Source organism: Marinovum sp. E3 (assembly GCF_055755275.1).
Genome location: NZ_JBVTQV010000003.1, coordinates 136,859 through 157,143 on the forward strand (window position 1 = coordinate 136,859; position 20,285 = coordinate 157,143).

General features: G+C 64.8%; 18 protein-coding genes. 10 read left to right on the top strand and 8 right to left on the bottom strand.

What is annotated here, in order from left to right:
- Positions 1-116 precede the first annotated feature (116 nt).
- Positions 117-800 (bottom strand): GntR family transcriptional regulator, encoded by a 684-nt coding sequence (locus tag AC0J5K_RS19900; protein WP_048535118.1) that lies wholly within the window; start codon positions 798-800, stop codon positions 117-119.
- A 131-nt stretch (positions 801-931) separates the two neighbouring features.
- On the opposite strand from AC0J5K_RS19900, the gene AC0J5K_RS19905 reads away from it, so the two are divergent.
- Positions 932-1,771 (top strand): shikimate dehydrogenase family protein, encoded by an 840-nt coding sequence (locus AC0J5K_RS19905; RefSeq protein WP_274590302.1) that lies wholly within the window; start codon positions 932-934, stop codon positions 1,769-1,771.
- Between the two features lie 3 nt (positions 1,772-1,774).
- Here the strand turns inward: AC0J5K_RS19905 and AC0J5K_RS19910 are convergent, their stop codons facing one another.
- The 6 genes from AC0J5K_RS19910 to AC0J5K_RS19935 form a co-directional block, all read right to left on the bottom strand.
- Positions 1,775-2,623: a dihydrodipicolinate synthase family protein gene (locus AC0J5K_RS19910; RefSeq protein WP_420398533.1), complete on the bottom strand. Its 849-nt coding sequence runs from the start codon at positions 2,621-2,623 to the stop codon at positions 1,775-1,777.
- Positions 2,624-2,726: 103 nt separating this feature from the next.
- Complete coding sequence (locus AC0J5K_RS19915) at positions 2,727-4,241, bottom strand: sugar ABC transporter ATP-binding protein (protein WP_274590300.1); 1,515 nt, start codon at positions 4,239-4,241, stop codon at positions 2,727-2,729.
- A complete protein-coding gene (locus AC0J5K_RS19920; protein WP_048534893.1) occupies positions 4,238-5,239 on the bottom strand; it encodes an ABC transporter permease in 1,002 nt (333 codons plus the stop codon). Before AC0J5K_RS19920 ends, AC0J5K_RS19915 begins: the two co-directional genes overlap by 4 nt.
- 12 nt (positions 5,240-5,251) lie before the next feature.
- Positions 5,252-6,226, bottom strand: coding sequence for an ABC transporter permease (locus AC0J5K_RS19925; RefSeq protein ID WP_048534895.1), 975 nt, complete (start codon positions 6,224-6,226; stop codon positions 5,252-5,254).
- Positions 6,227-6,309: 83 nt separating this feature from the next.
- Positions 6,310-7,107 (bottom strand): SDR family NAD(P)-dependent oxidoreductase, encoded by a 798-nt coding sequence (locus AC0J5K_RS19930; protein ID WP_048534896.1) that lies wholly within the window; start codon positions 7,105-7,107, stop codon positions 6,310-6,312.
- A 78-nt stretch (positions 7,108-7,185) separates the two neighbouring features.
- Entirely contained in the window at positions 7,186-8,145 is a 960-nt protein-coding gene (locus AC0J5K_RS19935; RefSeq protein WP_048534898.1) for a sugar ABC transporter substrate-binding protein, read from the bottom strand.
- 307 nt (positions 8,146-8,452) lie between these two features.
- Here AC0J5K_RS19935 and AC0J5K_RS19940 point away from each other — a divergent pair, with 307 nt between their 5' ends.
- The 8 genes from AC0J5K_RS19940 (at position 8,453) to AC0J5K_RS19975 (ending at position 18,086) form a co-directional block, all read left to right on the top strand.
- Positions 8,453-10,201: an extracellular solute-binding protein gene (locus AC0J5K_RS19940; RefSeq protein ID WP_473009926.1), complete on the top strand. Its 1,749-nt coding sequence runs from the start codon at positions 8,453-8,455 to the stop codon at positions 10,199-10,201.
- Between the two features lie 18 nt (positions 10,202-10,219).
- Positions 10,220-11,029: an SDR family NAD(P)-dependent oxidoreductase gene (locus AC0J5K_RS19945; RefSeq protein WP_420398531.1), complete on the top strand. Its 810-nt coding sequence runs from the start codon at positions 10,220-10,222 to the stop codon at positions 11,027-11,029.
- Between the two features lie 87 nt (positions 11,030-11,116).
- The gene (locus tag AC0J5K_RS19950) at positions 11,117-12,415 is read left to right on the top strand and encodes a M24 family metallopeptidase (RefSeq protein ID WP_283639079.1); all 1,299 of its coding nucleotides are present in this window, start codon (positions 11,117-11,119) and stop codon (positions 12,413-12,415) included.
- 23 nt (positions 12,416-12,438) lie between these two features.
- Positions 12,439-13,443: a thiamine pyrophosphate-dependent dehydrogenase E1 component subunit alpha gene (locus tag AC0J5K_RS19955; RefSeq protein WP_420398530.1), complete on the top strand. Its 1,005-nt coding sequence runs from the start codon at positions 12,439-12,441 to the stop codon at positions 13,441-13,443.
- 10 nt (positions 13,444-13,453) lie between these two features.
- Complete coding sequence (locus AC0J5K_RS19960) at positions 13,454-14,452, top strand: alpha-ketoacid dehydrogenase subunit beta (protein WP_283639081.1); 999 nt, start codon at positions 13,454-13,456, stop codon at positions 14,450-14,452.
- Complete coding sequence (locus AC0J5K_RS19965; protein ID WP_274590297.1) at positions 14,439-15,752, top strand: biotin/lipoyl-containing protein; 1,314 nt, start codon at positions 14,439-14,441, stop codon at positions 15,750-15,752. Before AC0J5K_RS19960 ends, AC0J5K_RS19965 begins: the two co-directional genes overlap by 14 nt.
- A gap of 15 nt (positions 15,753-15,767) precedes the next feature.
- Entirely contained in the window at positions 15,768-17,198 is a 1,431-nt protein-coding gene (locus AC0J5K_RS19970) for an NAD-dependent succinate-semialdehyde dehydrogenase (protein WP_283639083.1), read from the top strand.
- A gap of 9 nt (positions 17,199-17,207) precedes the next feature.
- On the top strand, positions 17,208-18,086 hold the full coding sequence (locus tag AC0J5K_RS19975) for a 2-oxo acid dehydrogenase subunit E2 (protein WP_420398529.1): 879 nt from the start codon (positions 17,208-17,210) through the stop codon (positions 18,084-18,086).
- Between the two features lie 30 nt (positions 18,087-18,116).
- Here AC0J5K_RS19975 and AC0J5K_RS19980 read toward each other — a convergent pair whose 3' ends face one another.
- Positions 18,117-19,382: an ROK family transcriptional regulator gene (locus tag AC0J5K_RS19980; RefSeq protein WP_048534909.1), complete on the bottom strand. Its 1,266-nt coding sequence runs from the start codon at positions 19,380-19,382 to the stop codon at positions 18,117-18,119.
- A gap of 226 nt (positions 19,383-19,608) precedes the next feature.
- Between AC0J5K_RS19980 and AC0J5K_RS19985 the strand changes: the two genes are divergently transcribed.
- A complete protein-coding gene (locus AC0J5K_RS19985) occupies positions 19,609-20,265 on the top strand; it encodes a nucleoside/nucleotide kinase family protein (RefSeq protein ID WP_074837162.1) in 657 nt (218 codons plus the stop codon).
- Positions 20,266-20,285 lie beyond the last annotated feature (20 nt).

Below are 20,285 nucleotides of genomic sequence, written 5' to 3' on the forward strand. Positions count from 1 at the left end.
CGCTTTTTTATGCGGTCATAGTGTCAGGTCGCACATTCTTCGATTCGAATCAACGCATGAAGTCAAAAATTTCCGTTGAATAAAGAAATCTCATACGATTTTCATTTTGTATGGTGTTATGGATCGGGCGCCCAGACCGGCGGATTGGCTGCCAGGCTGTCTTCGACTCCGCCGTCGATGTGGCGCCGCAGAACCTCCTTCGCACGCGCCCCGTCGCGGTCGAGGGCCGCCTGCATAAGCTGTTGATGTTGCTCGACGGCAATCGCGCCTCGGAAGGTCAGAGCCAGCATCTGGTAGCGCAGGTAGCGATCAAAGACATTGCCATGCACCGCCATCAACGAGGCCGAGCCGCAGGCGCTGATCAGCGCCTGATGGAACTCCCAATCGTAGCGCTTCCACTCTTCGCGAGCCGAGAGATCGTTGGCCAGCATGCGTTCTTCCATGCGGTGAAGCTTGTGATGCGCGGCCACGACCTGGCCTTCCCATTCGGTATCGCCGGCGGCAAATGACAGGTCCATCGCATGAGATTCCAGCAGGATCCGCAGATCGGCGATTTCCCGCAGCTCCTGCCGCGAGACCCCGGCGACAAAAAATCCGCGCTGGCCGCTGGTTTCGATCAGCCGTTCCGACACTAGGCGGTTGAGCACTTCGCGCAGGGTCGAAACGCTTGCGTTGTAACGGGCTTTCAGCGCCTCCAGCTTCAGCTTTTCGCCGGGCTTGAGATTGCAGAACACGATGTCCCGACGCAGCGCGTCAAAGACCGTGGTAGAGATCGTCTGGTCGTCGGATGGATGTTTCATGAGGGAATTGTAGACAAGCCGCACCGTCATCGCTAGAAAAAATATCCGACGAAATGTCTAATGTCATATGAAGATCGATTTGTTGGCCCGTTCGCGGGCCGGCCCGTGATCTGGCTATCGGGAGCGGTGGAATGGTCGATATCAACGGACAGACCCGCCTCATCGCGCATCTCGGCGTGCCGACCGAGAGCTTCAAGGCGCCGATGATCTACAACCCGTGGTTCGCCCATCGCGGCATCAATGCGGCGGTCGTGCCGATGGGTTGCGAGGTGGGCGATTTTCCCGACTTCCTGCGGCTGGTGTTCCGGCTGCGCAACATCGGCGGTGCGCTGGTCACCATGCCGCACAAGGTTGCCACCGTAGGCCTGCTTGATCAGGCGAGCGTTGCGGTGCGGATCTGCGGGGCCTGCAACGCGGTGCGGCGCGATGACGAAGGCCGACTTGTCGGCGACATGTTCGACGGCGAAGGTTTTGTTCGCGGCGTGCTGCGCAAGGGCCGACGGGTCGCAGGCGCGTCGGCGCTGGTGGTCGGAGCCGGCGGCGTGGGCTCTGCGATTGCCGCCTCGCTTGCGGCGGCAGGGGCGGCGCGCATCGGCCTGCATGACGTCAGTGCCGGGGCCGCCGAGGGGCTCGGGGCGCGGCTGCGGCAGCATTATCCCGCGTGCGAGATCCTGACCGGATCGAAGGATCCCGCGGGCTTTGACATCGTGGTCAACGCGACGCCGCTGGGCATGCGGCCGGGCGATCCGCTGCCGCTGGACCCGGAGCGGATCGACCCGACGACCCTGGTGGGCGAGGTGGTGATGAAGGTGCGGGAAACGCCGTTACTGGCCGCCGCTCGTGCCAGGGGCTGCGAGACCCAGGTCGGCACCGACATGCTGTTCGAGCAGATCCCTGCCTACCTCGAATTCTTTTGCCTGCCGTCGACGACGCCGGAAGAGCTGCGGCGGCTGGCGCGGATCGAATATTGAGCGTCAGCCCGCCGGGATCACCACGGCGCGCTGACTGTTGTTGAGTGGCGTCAAAGGCGCGCGCAGACGCTCCCAGGCGGGTTCGGCGGATTTCTCTGCCAGCATCGCCTTGAGCGCCGGGATCACCGGCACCGAGACAATCCGGGTGACCTCTTCTGACAGGGCGCGGTCTTCCGTGGCGCTGTCGAAAAGCTGTTTCAGCCGCCTGGGGCAGAGGTTGGCGACGCCCGAAATCGCCCCGCCGCCGCCCAGGGCCGCCGCACGGTGCAGCAGGCGTTCGTCGCCGATCAGCACCGGAATCGTGTTGAGGCCGAGCAGGGCCTCGGCGTTGCCCCAGTCGCCGGAGCTGTCCTTGATCGCACGGATGCGCGCGGGGAAATCGGCGACCAGCCGGCCGACCAGGGCGACCGAAAGCGGGACGCCCGTGACCTGGGGAATATGATAGAGGATGAACCTTGCGCGGCTGTCGCAACGGGCGAACAATTCGGCGTGCCAGTCGTAAAGCCCGTCATCACCGTTGCCTTTGAAGTAGAACGGCGGCAGCAGCAGGAAATTCTCGATCCCCTGCGCCAGCCCTTCCTCGACCTGCGTTGCCGCATCTTCGACCGACGGGGCACAGATGCCCAGCACGATGCGCGCGCGCGGCACGGCGGAATTGGTCAGCGCGTCGATGCCGCGCTGACGCGCCTGCCGGCCGATCGAGGCGCCTTCGCCGGTCGTGCCATAAAGCGCCACGCCGTCCGCACCCTCGGCCAACAGGGCTTCGGCGTGCCGGACAAGGAGGTCGGTATCGATGTCGCCACGCTCGGTGAACGGTGTCAGCAGTGCGGTGTAAATCCCGAATCTTTCCACGATGATCCTCCCTCCGGTCTGGCTGCCACTAGCCGTGACAACCGCAGGATAGTCAATCGCGCATCCCGCGACCGCAAAGCAGAACGGCCCGGGCAGGCCGGCGTCAGGCCACCCGCCCGGTGCTGCCGATCCCGGAGATCGCCTGGATCAGATTGTCTTCGGTGACCTCGTCAGAGGTAAAGGTCCGCATGATCCGGCCGGAATACATCGCGACGATCCGGTCGCTGACATGCAGCACCTCGGGCATCTCCGAAGAGATCACGATCACCGCATAGCCCTGTGCGGCCAGATCGCGGATCAGATTGTGGATTTCGGATTTCGATCCGACATCGATGCCCCGCGTCGGCTCATCCACGATCAGGACGCGCGGATGCATCGACAGCCATTTGCCGATCACGATCTTCTGCTGGTTGCCGCCGGAGAGATTGCCGACGAGCTGTTTCCAGCCCGGCGTGCGAATGTCGAGCTTGTCGCGGTACTGGTCGAAAATCGCCACCTCGGAGCCTTCGGCGACGAAGGGCCCGGCCGTGAGATCGTCGACCTGCGGCAGGGTCATGTTGTCACGGCAGTTCATCCCCAGCACCAGCCCCTGGCCTTTGCGATCCTCGGGCACAAGCGAAATGCCGAGGGCGATGGCGTCGGCCGGGGAGTTGATGCGCACCTCTGCCCCATCGAGCAAGATGCTGCCGGCAGAGGGGTCGCGCAGGCCGAACAGGGTCTCGGCAATCTCGGTGCGTCCCGCGCCGACCAGCCCGTAGAACCCCACCACCTCGCCGCTGCGCACCTCGAAATCGATTTCCTGAAACAGCGGCCCGCAGGACAGCCCGCGCACCTCAAGCGCCACGTCGCCAAGCGTGTGATGGCTGACATTGCGGCTGAGGTCGAGACTGCGGCCGATCATCAGCTGGGTGACCTCTTCCTCGGTGGTCTCGGCGGTGTCGAGCGTGCCGCGATACTGGCCGTCGCGCAGCACGCTGATCCGGTCGGTGATCTTGAAGATTTCCTCCATCCGGTGCGAGATATAGATGATGCCGACCCCGGCGGATTGCAGATCGGCGATCACGTCGAACAAAACCACCTTTTCCGCATCGGTGAGCGAGGCGGTGGGCTCGTCGAAGATCACCGCCTTGGCCTCGACCGTCAGGGCGCGGGCAATCTCGACCATCTGCTGGTTGGCAATCGAAAGGTCACCAACCCGGGTCCGGGCGTCGAAGCTCACCTTGAGCTTTTTCAGGATCGCATCGGTGCGGGCATATAGCCGGTCCCAGTCGACCAGCCCGAAGCGCTTGCGCGGCAATTCGCCCAGATAGATGTTCTCGGCCACCGTCAGCTCTTCGGCGAGGCTCAACTCCTGGTGGATGAAGACGATGCCCTTGGCCTTGGCTTCGAGCGGGCCGGACATGACGACCGGTCGCTCGCCAACGATGATCTTGCCGGCGTCCGGCTGGTGAATGCCGCCCAGCACCTTCATCAGGGTGGATTTTCCGGCGCCGTTTTCGCCCATCAACGCATGCACTTCGCCCGGCATGACGGAGAACGACACACCGTCGAGCGCACGCACCCCGGGAAAGGTCTTGACGATGCCTTCGAGCCGCAGGGCAGGGGTGTCATCGGTCATATCTTCAGCTCCTCTTTGCCCTTGACGTTCAGCTGCCTGTCGAGAAACAGCACCGCGATCAGGATCAGGCCGATGACGAGGTTCACCGTGGATGTATCGGCACCGATATGGGCCAGCCCCTTGCGCAGCAGCTGGATTGCCAGCACGCCGCCAAAGGTCGATACGATCGAACCCGCGCCGCCGGCCAGCTTGGTGCCGCCCAGCACCACGGCCGTGATCACCCAGAGCTCGTAGAGCTCGCCGTCATTGGGATTGACCGAGCCGCTTTCGGAATAGAACACCACCGCCGAGAGCGCCGCCAGAAAGCCGATGATCATGAAGTTGATCATCATGTGCGGCCCGACCCGGATACCGGCATTGACTGCCGCTTCGCGGTTGTCACCGATGGCATAGGCGTTGCGGCCGTGCACCGTGCGGTTCATCAGGAACCAGATCACCGCCGTCACGATCAGCAGAAACCAGGTGGCCGTGTGCAGCCAGAGAAACTGCGCCTCGGCGAAATCCACCAATGTCCAGTTGAGATGCGAGGTCGGCTGTTCGCCGTTGTACATGAAGACCAGCCCGCGATAGCCGAGCATCGAGCCGAGGGTGACGATGAAGGCATCGACCCCGGTTTTCCAGACGATCAGCCCGTTCAGCGCGCCCAGGGCAACCCCGGTCAGCAGCGCCAGCAGCCAGGCCACGGGGATCACCGCATCGCCGAGACCGGCAAAGACCGGCCAGCTCATCGCATCCAAAAGAACGATGGCGCAGATCGCATAGGTGGCGCCGACCGAGAGATCGATATTGCCGTTGATCATGATCACCGTCATGCCCATGGCGATGATGCCGATCGGCGCCGACTGCTTGAACAGCAGCAGCATGTTGTCGAAATCCATGAAGGCCTTTTCGCTCAGCGACAGGAACTCGCCCGCCACCGAAAAGAAGATCAGCTCGAGCACGATAAAGCCCCAGATGGCGCCGCGCTTGAGAAAGGTCGAAAGCGTTCCGGGTTGCATTGTCATCCTCCTTCAGGCGATCGGCGACAAGAGCTTGCCGCGTTTGGCCGCGACATCGAGCCAGACGGCGAGGATGATGATCACCCAGGTCACCACATACTGGACATAGAATTGCAGGCCGACCAGCAGCAGGCCGTTCTGGATGAAGCCCAGGATAAGCACGCCGATCACGGTCTTGAAGATCGTGCCCGACCCGCCCAGAAGCGATGCGCCGCCAAGGATCACCGCCGCCAGAACCTCCAGCTCCAGCCCCTGGCCGACGGTGTTCTGCGAGCCCAGCGAACGGCTGGCCTGGATCAGCCCGGCGGTGGCCACGCAGAAGGCCGACATCAGGTAGCAGGCGAAGACCACGCGCGCCCGTCGGATGCCGGAAAAGGTGGCCGCAGTGCCATTGCCGCCCACCGCATAGACCTTGCGGCCGAAGGGCGTCCGGGCCAGGATTGTTCCCAGCACGGCGGCCAGCAGCAGAAAGATCAGGATCGGCACCGGGATGCCCAGGGCCTCGCCTTGGCCGAAGACCGAAAACCAGGTTCCCGCCTTGTCGGCGATGTCCATGTTCTGGCCGCCGGAATAGGTCAGCGTCAGCCCGTGGATCGCCGAGAGCATGCCCAGGGTGACGATCAGCGAGTTGAGCTTGAGATATCCCACCAGAAAGCCGATGAAGGCGCCGAGGCAGAGGGTCATGGCGAACATCGCCGGGATTGCCAGCGTCGGGCCGAGCTTGTCGTGCAGGTCGAGCACCACGATGGTCGAGAACGACATCATCGAACCGACCGACAGGTCGAGATTGCCGCTGATGACCACGAAGGTCACCCCCAGCGCCATGACGCCGAGAATGGCCGAGGACCGGACCACGCCCAGGATGTTGTCAGGGTCCAGAAAGCGCTGATTGGCCAGCGTGAACCCGATGATAAAGAGCGCGAAGGCCACCAGGATGCCCTGGCGGGCCAGAAAGCCCCCGATCTGTGTCTTGGTGACGCTTGTCATGCGGTCCTCCCCTGCGGCGCGCTCCCGGCGCCGTTCCTTTCAACCAGCCGAGCGGTGGCGCCCCTGCCTGCGGAGCGCCCCGCTCAGACCAAAGTCATGCCGCCGTCGATCATCACGATCTGGCCGGTCATGTAATCGCTGTCGCGCGAGGCCAGAAAAGTTGTCGTGCCGGTGATGTCCTCCGGCCTGGCGACGCGGCCCCGGAGGATCTCGGCGGAAAACTCCTCCATCGCCTGGCCCGGTTTCTGCGCCGCACCGATGGCCAGCAGGTCGCGGTCGACCTCTTCCCACATTTCGGTGGCCACGACGCCCGGCGCAAAACCCGTGACGGTGATATCATGTTTCGCCAGATCGCGCGCGCCGGATTGGGTCAGCGAAACAACGCCCCATTTGCTGGCGCAATAGGGCGCGACATTGTCAAACCCCTGGCGGCTGGCGATAGAGGCGGTGTTGATGATCTTGCCCGGCGTGCCCTGGCGAATGAATTGCTTGGCCGCCTCCTGCATGCCGATCATGCAGCCCAGCCCGTTGACGCGCATGATGAAATTCCAGTTGTCCTCGGTTACTTCGAGAAAATTCATCGGCTTGTTGACGCCGGCATTGTTGAACTTGACGTCGAGCTTTCCGAAGACGGCCACCGCCTTGTCGATCATGGCGCGCACCTGGGCGCGGTCGGCGACATCAACGGCGGCCCAGGTCACCTTGCCGCCGGTCTCGGCGGCGCGCGGCGCGTTCCGGTCGGCGACCTGTTGCACCAGATCGCCGTTGATATCGGCAAAGCAGACGTCTGCGCCCTCGTCGAGCAGCGCTTCGCCGATGGCGCGGCCGATTCCGCGCGCGGCGCCGGTCACGATGCAGGAACGGTTCGACACTCGGCCCATGCTCGCCTCCCTGGGGTGACAACGTTCGGTGAAAACGGGCGCGGGCCAAGGCCGCGCCCGAGGCAGACCCTGAAGGCCTCAGAACACCGGTTTGGTGTAGTCGCCCATGTTGTCCTGGGTGATCTTCGGCGTGTCGAAGTAGTTCAGGAAGGGCACCTCCTTGCCCTCGAGCACATCGACCGCGGTCTTCAGCGCGGCTTCGGCGTCGTCCACCGGCGACTGGTAGATCGACCCCCAGTATTCGCCACGCTCCATCGCCTCGTAGCCGACCGAGAAATTGGTGGCGCCGACAAAGATGATGCCGTCGCGGCCGGCAGCCTTGGCGGCATTCAGGGCGCCGACGCCCATGTTGTCGTCGCCGGAATAGACACCGTCGATGTCATCGTATTTGACCAGGAAGGCTTCCATCACCTTCTGCGATTTCTCGCGGTTCCAGTCGCCCGGCTGGGTCTCGACTAATGTCACGTTCGGGCAGACCTCGGGCAGGCGGTCGTCAAAACCCTTCTGGCGCTCGATGGCGGTGGTATAGCCGGGCTGGCCCGAGATCTGCACCACGCGGGCCTCGTCTTCGATGCCCATCTCCTTGAATTTGTCGCACATGATCTCGGCCGAGCGCGAGCCCTGGGTGATATTGTCGGGGCCCGAGAAGGAGGCCACGAAATCGAAACCTTCCTCTGCGATGTTGGAATTGGTCACGATCACCGGGATGCCGGCCTTGTGCGCCTTGCGGACGGCGGGGATCACCGCCTCGCCATTGGTCGGCCAGATGATGATGGCATCGACCTCCTGCTGGATCAGGTCTTCCATCTGGGCGATCTGGCGGGCGACGTCGCCGCCGGCGTCGAGCACCACGGCTTCGACATCGGGGTTGGCCTCGGCCGCGGCAATGAACGATTTTTCATAGGTGGTCTGGTAGCTGTCGACGCCGACGTTGTTCTGGGTGATGCCGATCTTGTAGCCGCCATGGCCGCCCGCGAACGCGGCACCGGCAAGCGCGGCAGTGGCGGCGGACGCGGCAAGAACTCTGCGAAGTGTCATTTGGGTCTCCTCCCGGGTTGTCTCGTTCACGGCCTGTGACAAGGCCAATCCCCCTCCTCCTCGGGGAATCATCATCCGGTGCGCCGGACGACTGACGACAGAGTGCGCCGTCTCCCGGTTCGGGAACTTAGCGAAAATGTCCAAAATGAGCGCCTGCGTATCCAAATTGGATAATTTCGCGATACGCTGCAACGATCAATTTGAACAATCTGCGGGAGGTGATGGCATGGGCAAATCCAGATCATCCAAATTGAGCGAAACCGCGGCCGGAAGGCCCCAGGCGACACGAAAGGGCTGGTCTCCCGAGATGAATGCAATGGGCACACATACGGACACCCGCATGCAGACCCAGCTTGCCTCGGGCGAGATGCTTCAGATTCTGTCCTATCTGGAGGATTGCAGCGACGAGCTCGACCACACCATCGAGCTCAACGCCCCGAACCCGGTGTTCCGCATGGCGCTGCATGTGATCAAGGGGCACCTGGAGGCCAAGATCGTCACGCCCACCTCGCTGATCGCCGCCGCCAATGTGCCTTATGCCACCGCCAGCCGGCGGCTGAAGGAGATGATCGATGCCGGGCTGATCGACCAGCGGCCGCGCACCAAGTCGGGCAAGAGCTTCTCGATGCATCCCAGCGACAAGATGATGGATCAATGGACCCGGATCTCGGGCCGGGTGCGCCGGCTGACCGAGACCTATTTCGGCTCCGGGGCCAAGGCCGCCGAGGACCGCGACTATTACTTTGGCGGCTCTTACATGACCGCCCGTTCGATTCCGCCGATCCAGGTACTGCCCGAGCCGTTGAAGGTGGCGGGCGGCATTCGGGTGCTCGTGCATGGCGACCCGACCTTCATGGTGATGGAGAACCTCAAACGCCAGTTTGAACAGGTGATCGGCACGCAGATTCACCAGCGCGCCTTTTCAATCGACCGGCTGCGCGAGGAAGCCTTGCGCAATGCCGAACGCAAGGCGAGCCGCTATGACATCATCGCGCTCGATCTGCCCTGGGTTGGCGAATTTGCCGACAAGTCGGTTCTGATGCCGCTGGATGACGTGATCGATGTCGCGGCCGTCGATCCGGCCGATTTTCACACCGCCGGCTGGAAGGCGGCCCATTGGGGTGGCCGGCCTTATGGCGTGCCCGCCCAGACCACGCCCGAGCTGCTGTTCTATCGCCGCGACCTCTTTGCTGAGGCCGGGCTGGAACCGCCGGGCACGACCGACCAGCTGCTCGAGGCCGCGCGGCGGATGCACGACCCGCAGAAAGGCCGCTATGGCATCGCCTGGAACGCGGCCCGGGGCACCGCGCTTGGCCATACCTTCCTGATGACTCTGGCGGATTTCGGCCAGCCGGTGCTCGATCTGCCGGAAGCTGCCGGCGGCTTTGACACCGACGGGCTGGCCGACCGCGGCTATCGCGTCACCATCGACACCGACAAGGGGCTGCTGGCGGCGGACTTCCTGATGGAGCTGCTGCGCTATTCGCCGCCCGACATTCTGTCGATGTCCTGGTACGAACGGGTGCGGCCCTTTGCCGCCGGCAAGATCGCCATGGCCTATGGCTACACCCTGCTCGCCCCCTATTTCGAGCTTGATCCCTCGTCGCCGGCTTATGGCCAGACCGGCTATCTGCCGCATCCGCACGGGCCGGGCGCCACGAATGTGGCGCCGGTGGGCGGCTATGTGATGGGCATCCCGGCCAATCTGGCCCCCGAGCGGGTGCCGGCCGCGGCCGAGGCGTTGCGCGTCTTTACCAGCCCCGAGGCGCAGAAGCTCTTTGTCCAGAACGGCAGCCGCACCAACCCGCGCTATTCCGTGGCCTCCGATGCCGAAGTGCGCCGCGCCTCGCCGATTTTCGAGGCGGTGGACGCCATGTCCTGGCGCGACGAGTTGCAATTCTGGCCGCGCCCGCCGGTGCCCGAGATCACCGGCATCATCCAGATCTGCGGCGAGGAATTCCACGACATGCTGCGCGGGCTGACCGCGCCGCGCGATGCGCTGCGCCGCGCCCAGGAGCGGGCCGAGGCGCTGATCGACACAACCGGACCATCCTGATCTGAGGAGGAGAGAGCCATGGACCCCGACCGCCTGAAAGGCAAGAACATCCTGATCACCGGCGCCGCCCGTGGCATGGGCGCGGCCAATGCCGAAGCCTTCGCCGCGCAGGGCGCCAATGTCTGCATCGCCGATCTCGACGGTGATGCGGCGCAGGAGATGGCCGATCAGATCAACGCCGCCGGAAACGGCCGGGCGATCGCGGTCAGCGCCGATGTCACCCGGCGCGCCGACAATGCCGCCGCCGTCGCAGCCACGGTCGAGGCCTTCGGGTCGATCAACGTCGGGCTCTTCAATGCTGGTCTCAACAAGCCCCGGTTCTTCATGGATATCGACGAAGACAACTGGGACATGATCATGAACGTCAACACCAAGGCGATGTGGCTTGGCATGCAGGAAACCGCCCGCCAGATGATCGCCCAGGGCCCGATGAAGGATCACCCCTACAAGATCATCAACGTCGGCTCCATCGCCTCGCGCAAGCCGCTGGTCGATGTGACAGTTTATTGCACCTCCAAATACGGCTGTCTGGCGCTGACCCATTGCGGCGCGCTGGGGCTCTCGGAGCACAAGATCACCGTCAATGGCTATGCGCCCGGCGTGGTGGTGACGCCGCTCTGGGAACAGCTCGACAAGGACCTCGTGGACATCGGCTTCAAGGAGCGCGAGGGCCAGGCCTATGACGACATCGTGCGCGACGCGCTTCAGATCAAGCGGGTGTCCTATCCCGAGGACATCACCGGCACCGCGTCCTTTCTGGCCAGCGACGACAGCGACTACATGACCGGCCAGATGATCCACATCGACGGCGGCTGGTGCATCCAGTGACGCCCTGAGCGGCGCCAGCGCCGCCGCCCTTTCCGCAACAGACCGACCATCCGGTGCGTGCCGACACGCGCCCCAAGGAGTATTGCCATGAACCGCGCCCTGACCCCCAATGTCCTCACCCCGCAGGACCTTGACCCCAACTGGCAATGGCAAGGCCGCCTGCCTGCCCTGGGGTTTTCCTCGGTGGATTTCGAACGCCGGATCGACCACGACCGCCTGCGCCGCTACCGGCTGAGCCGCACCCGTCAGGCGCTCCAGGCCAGCGATGCCGGCTCGCTTCTGCTGTTTGACGTCAACAACATCCGCTATGTCTCGGCCACCAAGATCGGCGAATGGGAACGCGACAAGATGTGCCGTTTCTGCCTGCTGACCGGCGACGATGCGCCTTACGTCTGGGATTTCGGCTCCGCCGCAGTGCACCACAAGAAGTTCTCGGACTGGCTGATCCCCGATCATTGCCGCGCCGGTGTCGTCGGCATGCGGGGCACGATCCCGCCCAGCTTCGGGTTGATGAAGAAATACGCCGAAGAGATTGCCGGGCTGATCGAGGACGCCGGCATGAAGGATATGCCGGTGGGGTTGGATTATGCCGAAACGGCGATGTTTCACGCGCTCAAGGAGGCCGGGCTCAACGTGGTCGACGGCCAGCAGATCATGCTCGGCGCCCGCGAGATCAAGAACTGGGACGAGATCCAGCTTCTGACCCAGGCAGCCAGCATGGTCGATGGCGTCTATCACATGATCTACGAAGAGCTGAAACCGGGCATCCGCGAGAATGACATCGTCGCGATGTCGAACAAGCTGCTCTACGAGATGGGATCGGACGATGTCGAGGCGATCAACGCCATTTCCGGCGAGCGTTGCAACCCGCATCCGCATAATTTCACCGACCGGCTGTTCCGCCCCGGCGATCAGGCGTTTTTCGATATCCTGCAATCCTATCAGGGCTATCGCACCTGCTATTACCGGACCTTCAATATCGGCACGTCGACGCCCGCGCAGCAGGATGCCTATGTCAAGGCGCGCGAATGGATCGACGCCTCGATCGAAGCGATCAAGCCGGGCGTGACGACCGATCAGGTGGCTCGGCTCTGGCCCGAGGCGCATGAATTCGGCTTTCCCGACGAGCTGTCGGCCTTCGGCCTGCAATTCGGCCACGGGCTGGGGCTGGCGCTGCACGAACGCCCGATCATCTCGCGCGCGGTCTCGCTCGACAACCCGATGGAAATCCAGACCGGCATGGTCTTTGCGCTCGAGACCTATTGCCCCGCCGCCGACGGCTTTTCCGCCGCGCGGATCGAGGAGGAGGTGGTGGTGACCGACACCGGCTGCGAGGTGATCTCGCTCTTTCCGGCACAAGACCTGCCGATTGCCAACCGCTACTGACCGGCGCGCCGCAGGGGGACATTATGACCAAGAAAACCAACACCGAAGACTACCTGCGCATGTACCGCCAGATGGTGCGCATCCGCACCTTCGAGGACAATGCGAACAAGCTTTACCTCTCGGCCAAGATGCCGGGGCTGACCCATATGTATTCCGGCGAGGAAGCCGTCGCCGTGGGCATCTGCGAGGCGCTGAAGGTGACCGACAAGATCACCTCGACCCATCGCGGCCACGGCCATTGCGTCGCCAAGGGCGCGGCATTCCGCGAGATGTTCTGCGAGCTTCTGGGTAAGGAAGAGGGCTATTGCCGGGGCAAGGGCGGTTCGATGCATATCGCCGACCAGTCCAACGGCAACCTGGGTGCCAATGCCATTGTCGGCGGCTCGATGGGCATCGCCACCGGATCGGCCTTTACCGCCAGGTTGCTGGGCAAGGAGGACGTCACCGTCTGTTTCTTTGGGGATGGCGCCACGGCGCAGGGGCTGATGTACGAGGTGATGAACATGGCCGCGCTCTGGCATCTACCGGTCATCTACGCCTGCGAAAACAACGGCTATTCCGAATATACCCGGACCGAGGAAATCGCCGCCGGCTCGATCTGCGCCCGCGCCGAGGCCTTCGGCATCGAGGCGCATCAGGTCGATGGGCAGGATGTGCTGGCGGTCAATGCGCTGACCCGCACCTTGGTCGAACGCGCCCGCAAGGGCGAAGGGCCGTTCTTTCTGGAGCTGATGACCTATCGCTATCACGGTCACCACGTGGGCGACATCAACCGCGAATATTACCGCTCCAAGGACGAAGAGAAGGACTGGAAGGACAATCGCGACCCGATCATCCGGTTCCGGTCCTGGCTGGTCGAGGAAGGCATCGCCGGCGAAGACGAGATCGAGGCGATGAACGAAGAGATCAAGGCCGATGCAACCGCCGCCGTCGAATATGCGCTGGCGGCCCGATACCCCGACGTCTACGAGGTGGACATGCATGTCTACACCGATGTGACACACGCGCTGGCGCGCAGCCCGGCCTGAGGAGGAACCGATGCGACAAATCACCCTGTCCCAGGCCGTGAACGAAGCCCTGGCCGAGGAAATGCGCCGCGACGAGCGCGTGTTCATCATTGGCGAAGATGTGGCCGAGGCCGGCACGCCGTTCAAGGTGCTCTCGGGGCTGGTCGAGGAGTTCGGCACCGCGCGGGTGGTGGATACGCCGATCGCCGAGCCGGGCTTCATGGGCCTCGCCGTCGGCGCGGCGATGACCGGCACGCGCCCCGTCGTCGACCTGATGTTCGGCGATTTCATCTATCTGATCATGGATCAGCTCTGCAATCAGGCAGCGAAAACCCATTACATGTCGGGCGGCAAGTTGAACGTGCCGCTGGTGCTGCGCACCAATCTCGGCGCCACCCGCCGTTCGGCGGCGCAGCATTCCCAGTCGTTGCATGCGCTGGTTGCGCATATACCGGGGCTCAAGGTCGCCATGCCCTCGTCGGCCTATGAGGCCAAGGGGCTGATGAAGACCGCCATCCGCGACGACAATCCGGTGGTGATCTTCGAAGACAAGCTGATGTACAACGACAAGGCTCCGGTGCCGGAAGAGGAATTCCTGATCCCCTTCGGCGCCGCCAATATCAAGCGCGAGGGCCGCGACATTACCCTGATCGGCACCTCGTCGATGGTGCAGGTCTGCGAAGCCGCCGCCGATCTCCTCGCCCAGGAGGGGATCAGCGCCGAGGTGATCGACCCGCGCACCATCGTGCCGCTGGACGAGGCGACGCTGCTGGCATCCGCACGCAAGACCTCGCGCGTGATCGTGGTGGACGAAGGCCACCAGAGTTACGGGGTGACCGGCGAGATCGCCTCCCGGATCAATGAACAGGCATTTTATCACCTCGACGCGCCGGTGCTGCGCATGGGGGCGATGGATGTGCCGGTGCCGTTCTCGCCGGCGCTCGAGGATATCACCGTGCCGACCCCCGAGAGCGTGGCGGCGCAGGCGCGCAAGCTGATGGCGGGGGAGATGATCCATGCCGCGGAATGAAACCTCGGGTCTGCCCCCGCATGAGGTGATCATGCCGGCGCTCGGCATGGCGCAGGACAGCGGGGTGATTGTCGCCTGGCACAAGGCACTGGGCGAGGCGGTCGCCGCCGATGACGTGCTGTTCGAGGTCGAGACCGACAAGGCGACGATGGAGGTTCCCGCCGGCGCCGAGGGTTTTGTCACCCATATCGGCGCCGAGGCCGGGGCCGAGGTGCCGGTGGGCGAGGTGATCGCGCTGATCGGCGCGAGCTCTGACGCGGGGCAGGGCGCTGAGGGTTCCGGTTCGGCGCCATCCGTCACGCCGGAGCCCGTGCCCGAGGGCGACAACGTGATCATGCCGGCGCTTGGCATGGCGCAGGACAGCGGGGTGATCGTCGCCTGGCACAAGGCGCCGGGCGAGCAGGTTGCCGCCGGGGACGTGTTGTTCGAAGTCGAGACCGACAAATCCACAATGGAGGTCGAGGCCGGATTCGACGGCTACGTCGCGGCGCTGCTGGCCGAGGCCGGAGAAGAGGCGCCGGTCGGCGAGACCATCGCGGTGATCGTGGCGGAAAAGCCCGGCACCCCGGTGCAGAAGAGCCGTGGCGCGGTTCCGGCGGCCAAGGTGGAGCCGACGGAAAAATCGCCTTCGCCGGCGCCAGCAAAGGCGAAGTCCAACGCGCCGGCGCAAACGTCGCCGCCGGCTTCGCGGACCGGCCGTATTCTCGCTTCACCCAAGGCCCGGCGTCTGGCGCTGGAACAGGGGCTCGACCTGTCGCGCCTGGCCCGGGCCGGCCATCCGCAGCCCTATCACGTCGCCGATCTCGAGGTGCTGCGGGCGCTGCCCGCCGCAAGTGCCGAGGCGGCGCCGGCGGTGTCGCGACGTCTCACCGCCGAGATCCCGGCCGACGGATTTGCCGATTTCGCCGCCTGGGCCGCCGACAGCGCCGGGCTGACGGACCCGGCGGCGCTGCTCGCCGGCATGGCGGCGGCAAGCCTGGGCAAGCCGGGCGCGATCGTCGCGGTCGAGCGCCTCGGCGCCACCCGGTTCTATGTCACCGCCGCCGGTCCGCTGTCGGGCGTGTCAGAGGCGCCGCCCGATGCCGTGCCCGACCTTCGCTTGCGGGATCTGCGGCTCAGCCGGATCAGCAGCCTCGCCCTCGGGGCCGAGGACGCGCCGGTTCTGACCCTGACGCCCTCGGGCGGCGGTCATGTCGTCACGCTGGAATGCGCCGGGGATCAACTGGGCGCGGCGGATGCCGTGGCGCTTGTTTCCGAATTCGCGGGCCGGATGGAACAGCCACTCCGCCACCTGCTCTGAGCCATGGAGGCCAACATGGAATGCACCGATCTCTATATCAACGGACGCTGGGTGCCGGGCGCCGGCGGCGCGCGGTTCGACGTCATCAATCCGGCCGATGAACGGGTTCTGGCCTCGGTCGCCTCGGCCGAGATCGCCGATGCCGATGCGGCGCTCGACGCGGCCGAGGCCGCGATGAAGGACTGGGCCGCCCGCACCCCGCGCGACCGCTCGGAAGTGCTGCGCAAGGCGTGGGAGCTGATGACCGCGCGACAGGAGGCCTTCGCCCGGTTGATCACCCGGGAAAACGGCAAGGCGCGGGCCGATGCGATGGGCGAGGCGGGCTATGCCGCCGAGTTCTTTCGCTGGTTCGCCGAGGAAGCGGTGCGCGCCGACGGGCTGATCACCCGGGCCCCGGCCTCCGGCGCGCGGATCGTGGTTCAGCACAAACCCGTCGGGCTTGCCGTACTGGTCACGCCCTGGAACTATCCGGCGGCCATGGGCACCCGCAAGATCGCCCCGGCGCTGGCTGCGGGATGTGGCGTGATCATCAAGCCGGCCTCGGAAACGCCGCTGACCATGCTGGCGCTGATGCCGCTGCTGGAAGAGGCGGGTGTGCCGCCGGGCCTTGTCAACGTGCTGCCGACGACTGGCAGCGGCGCGCTGGTCGATCACATGCTGCATGATCCGCGGGTGCGGGTGATCTCTTTTACCGGCTCCACCGGCGTGGGCCGCAAGCTGTTGAAATCCGCCGCCGACCAGGTGCTGAAGCCGGCGATGGAGCTGGGCGGCAACGCGCCCTTGATCGTCTTTGAGGATGCCGACATGGAAACCGCCGTCGCTGGCGCCATGCTGGCCAAGATGCGCAATCTCGGCGAAGCCTGCACCGCCGCCAACCGGATCTATGTGCATGCGGAGGTGGCCGAGGCCTTCACCGCGCAACTCACCGCACGGATGGCCGCTCTGAAGGTCGGCAACGGTCTCGAGGCGGACATCGACGTCGGCCCGCTGGTCAATGCCGCTACCCGCGACAAGGTGGCGGCATTTGTCGAGGATGCGATGGCCCGGGGCGCCGAATTGCGACTGGGCGGCAAGGTTCCCGAGGGCCCCGGCTTTTTCTATCCGCCCACGGTGCTGACCAATGTCGCGCCGGATGCGGATTGTGTCCATGACGAAATCTTCGGCCCGGTCGCCGCGATCCAGACCTTCACCGATCAGGACGAGGTGATCGCCCGCGCCAATGACACCGAATACGGGCTGGTGGCCTATGTCTTCACCGAGGATTTCAGACGCGGAATGCAGGTTTGCGAGCGGCTCGACTATGGCATGGTCGGGCTCAATCGCGGTCTGGTGTCGGACCCGGCGGCGCCCTTTGGCGGGGTCAAGCAATCCGGGCTGGGCCGCGAAGGCGGGCACGAGGGCATGCTCGAATTCATGGAAACCCAGTATATCTCGGCAAGCTGGTAAGGGGCGGAAATGACGGATTTTATCGCAGCCCCCTCGGTTCGGGCGCTGGCCCTGCAACGGGGAATCGACCTGAAGACACTGGCGCAGGATCTGGGCCGGACCACCATCGCCCGCGAGGATCTGGAACGCCCCTCGCGCGCCACCGCGCCCTCGGGCGAAAACAGCTATTGGGAGGTGGATCACGCCGCCTTTGGCCCGGTCGCCGAAGAGCCGACAAGCCGCTTTGCCCGGGCGGCGGCGGCCAATCTGGCCGCGGCCAATGCGATGATCCCGCAGGTCACACATCACGACCGGGCCGATATCACCGCCCTCGAAAGTTTTCGCAGGACGCTGAAAACCGAGGCGAAAGAGCGCAATATCAAGCTGACCGCGCTGGCGTTCCACATCAAGGCGCTGGCGCGGGCCTTGCGCGCCTTCCCGCGGTTCAACGCCTCGCTTAGCCCTGATGGCAAGACGCTGGTTCTGAAGGATTATGTGCATGTCGGCATTGCCGTCGACACCGCCTATGGGCTGATGGTGCCGGTGCTGCGCGACGTCGACAGGGCAGGTCTCTGGCAGATCGCCGGCGAGATATCAGACCTCGCCGCGCGGGCGCAGGACCGCAGGATCGGGCCCGAGGAGATGGGCGGCGCCTCGATGACCGTCTCCTCGCTCGGGGGCATCGGCGGCACGGGGTTCACGCCGATCGTCAATCCGCCGGAGGTGGCAATTCTGGGCATTTCCCGCACCGAGACCGCCACGCTCTGGCAGGGCGACACCCCGCGCCCGGTGCCGATGCTGCCGCTCGATCTCAGCTACGATCACCGGGTGATCAACGGTGCCGATGCGGCCAGGTTCATGCGGTATCTTTGCGGGCTGCTGGAAGACCCGCGCCGGATAATGGTGTGACCGCACCGCCGGCCAGTGCCGCGCCGAATCTCAGGACGCGGGCGGCTGCGTCGGCGCCGGGCCGGTCCGCATCAGGGTGTTCTGGTTGATGGCGTAATCCTGGTACATTGGCAGGGTCGCGGCGCCGATTGCCCGGGCCATGCCGCCCAGCCGCCCGGCCTCGCAGTCCGGCCGCAGCACGCCTTGCAGGTCCATGCCGTCAAGTTGGCGGTTCACCTCTGCCACCAGCGCCCGGCGGACATGTTCGGGAAAGGCGCCGTCGATCACCACCGCATCGAAATCGATCAATGCCAGCGACGACACCGCGGCATGCGCCAGCCCATGCGCCGCGATCTCGATCCAGGCCTGAACCGGCCCGGGACAATCCTTCCAGACGGACGAATCGCGCGCCACCCGGCCCGGGTCTTCTCCGGCGTCGCGCAGCATTTCCTCAAGCACCGTCAGCGAGGCGTGATCGACCAGCCGGTCGCGTCCGGGGCGGCCGGGCACGCGCAGCGGCCCAAAGCCGCCGGCGTTGCCCCGGCGGCCGAAAAAGATGCCGGAGTTCAGAACGATACCGCCGCCGACAAAGGTGCCGACAAAGAAATAGACAAAGTCGGATTGTCCGAGATGCGCGCCATGCATCAATTCGCCGGTGCAGGCGGCGGTGGCATCATTGGCGATGCTGACGGGAAAGGGCACCAGCCGGCTTATTTCGCTCCGGATATCGACCGACTTCCACCGCGCCATCTCTTCTCTCGGCGCGCCGAATTCCTCGGTCCAGCTCCAGAGTTCCCAGGGCATGGCAATGCCCAATCCCGAGATGTCCGATTTGTGCAGACCGGCGCGGCGAAGCACTTTCGGCAGGGCGCTTTTGACAAAGGCGATGCTGCGCTCCGGCGTGGGATATTGGTGAAAGTCGTGCTGCACCGCGCGCAGCGCACCGGCAAAGTCCACGATGGCAAGGTCGAACCCCCGGCGCCCGATCCTCAGCCCGAGATAGTGGCGCGCGTCGGGGTTGATCCGGGCTGGGACCGACGGCTGGCCGATCTTGCCGCGCTGAGGCGTGCCGCGGATCAGGAGGTTTTCCTCTTCCAGCGTTCGGAAAATCACCGAGACCGCATTGGGCGACAATCCGGTCGCTTGAGTCGCCTCGGCCTTGGTCAGCTCGCCGTGGCTGCGGATCAGTTGCAGGATCAGCCGCTCGTTATAGTCGCGCACGGCAACCTGGTTGGAACCCTTTTGCGGGTTGGAGCGCAGCAGCGCCTCGCGAGCTGACGCCGGGCTTCCGGGCCCTGTATCGGTTTGATTCTTCACGATTCTGCCCCGTCTGGTCTGCCTCGTTTGGCTCCCGCCTGCATAGTAGGAGCTCTTGGCGGATTGGCAAGAGAAGACCGTGGTGTTACTCTCAATTATTACTTTCGAAGGAATTAATAATTGACTCACGACCCAACTCTGGCATACATAGCCACCCGTGATCGACGGATCACATAATGCCCGAGTCGTCGCCTGGCGGCCGGGGCCGAACCAGCGGACGCCGAAGATGATCACGCCCGACACCTTTCCCCAGAGCAAGATTGCCGATCTGGCGCAGCGCATCGCTGGCCTGCCGAAAAAGCCCGGCCGCTGGCTGGTCGCCATTGCCGGCGCGCCGGCCGGGGGCAAATCCATCCTTGCCGCCAATGTGACGGCGGCGGTCAACGAGGCCGGCCGCAGCGCGCGCGCCATCCCGATGGACGGCTTTCACCTCGACAACGAGATTCTCGCCGCCCGCGGCCTGCTGCCACGCAAAGGCGCGCCGGAAACCTTTGATGCCGATGGCTTCATTCATCTCATCCGGCGGCTGAAGGACGGTGGCGAGGTTGTCTATCCGCTGTTCGACCGGAGCCGCGACCTGGCCATCGCCGGCGCTGCCGTGATCGAGGCCGAATGCGACGTGGCGATCATCGAGGGCAATTACCTGCTGTTCAATGAGGCGCCCTGGTCCGCGCTCGCGCCGCTCTGGGATCTGTCGGTCTGGCTCGACACGCCGGGCGACGTGCTGCGCGACCGACTGGTGCAGCGCTGGCTCGATCACGACCATTCGCCCGACGCGGCGCTGGCCCGGGCCGAAAGCAACGACCTGCCGAACGCGCGCCGCATTCTCGCGGCTTGCCTGCCCGCCGATGTGACCTTTTCGCTGGCCGAGAGTCAGGGGTGAGACCCGCGCGGCCCCAATGA

Excerpts from the sequence above, each read along its gene's own strand:
- AC0J5K_RS19950 (WP_283639079.1), top strand. The coding sequence starts at position 11,117 with ATGAACCGCGCCCTGACCCCCAATGTCCTCACCCCGCAGGACCTTGAC.
- AC0J5K_RS19985 (WP_074837162.1), top strand. The coding sequence starts at position 19,609 with ATGATCACGCCCGACACCTTTCCCCAGAGCAAGATTGCCGATCTGGCG.
- AC0J5K_RS19955 (WP_420398530.1), top strand. The coding sequence starts at position 12,439 with ATGACCAAGAAAACCAACACCGAAGACTACCTGCGCATGTACCGCCAG.
- AC0J5K_RS19945 (WP_420398531.1), top strand. The coding sequence starts at position 10,220 with ATGGACCCCGACCGCCTGAAAGGCAAGAACATCCTGATCACCGGCGCC.
- AC0J5K_RS19900 (WP_048535118.1), bottom strand. The coding sequence starts at position 800 with ATGAAACATCCATCCGACGACCAGACGATCTCTACCACGGTCTTTGAC.
- AC0J5K_RS19940 (WP_473009926.1), top strand. The coding sequence starts at position 8,453 with ATGAATGCAATGGGCACACATACGGACACCCGCATGCAGACCCAGCTT.
- AC0J5K_RS19930 (WP_048534896.1), bottom strand. The coding sequence starts at position 7,107 with ATGGGCCGAGTGTCGAACCGTTCCTGCATCGTGACCGGCGCCGCGCGC.
- AC0J5K_RS19920 (WP_048534893.1), bottom strand. The coding sequence starts at position 5,239 with ATGCAACCCGGAACGCTTTCGACCTTTCTCAAGCGCGGCGCCATCTGG.
- AC0J5K_RS19975 (WP_420398529.1), top strand. The coding sequence starts at position 17,208 with ATGACGGATTTTATCGCAGCCCCCTCGGTTCGGGCGCTGGCCCTGCAA.
- AC0J5K_RS19925 (WP_048534895.1), bottom strand. The coding sequence starts at position 6,226 with ATGACAAGCGTCACCAAGACACAGATCGGGGGCTTTCTGGCCCGCCAG.
- AC0J5K_RS19970 (WP_283639083.1), top strand. The coding sequence starts at position 15,768 with ATGGAATGCACCGATCTCTATATCAACGGACGCTGGGTGCCGGGCGCC.
- AC0J5K_RS19905 (WP_274590302.1), top strand. The coding sequence starts at position 932 with ATGGTCGATATCAACGGACAGACCCGCCTCATCGCGCATCTCGGCGTG.
- AC0J5K_RS19915 (WP_274590300.1), bottom strand. The coding sequence starts at position 4,241 with ATGACCGATGACACCCCTGCCCTGCGGCTCGAAGGCATCGTCAAGACC.
- AC0J5K_RS19935 (WP_048534898.1), bottom strand. The coding sequence starts at position 8,145 with ATGACACTTCGCAGAGTTCTTGCCGCGTCCGCCGCCACTGCCGCGCTT.
- AC0J5K_RS19965 (WP_274590297.1), top strand. The coding sequence starts at position 14,439 with ATGCCGCGGAATGAAACCTCGGGTCTGCCCCCGCATGAGGTGATCATG.
- AC0J5K_RS19960 (WP_283639081.1), top strand. The coding sequence starts at position 13,454 with ATGCGACAAATCACCCTGTCCCAGGCCGTGAACGAAGCCCTGGCCGAG.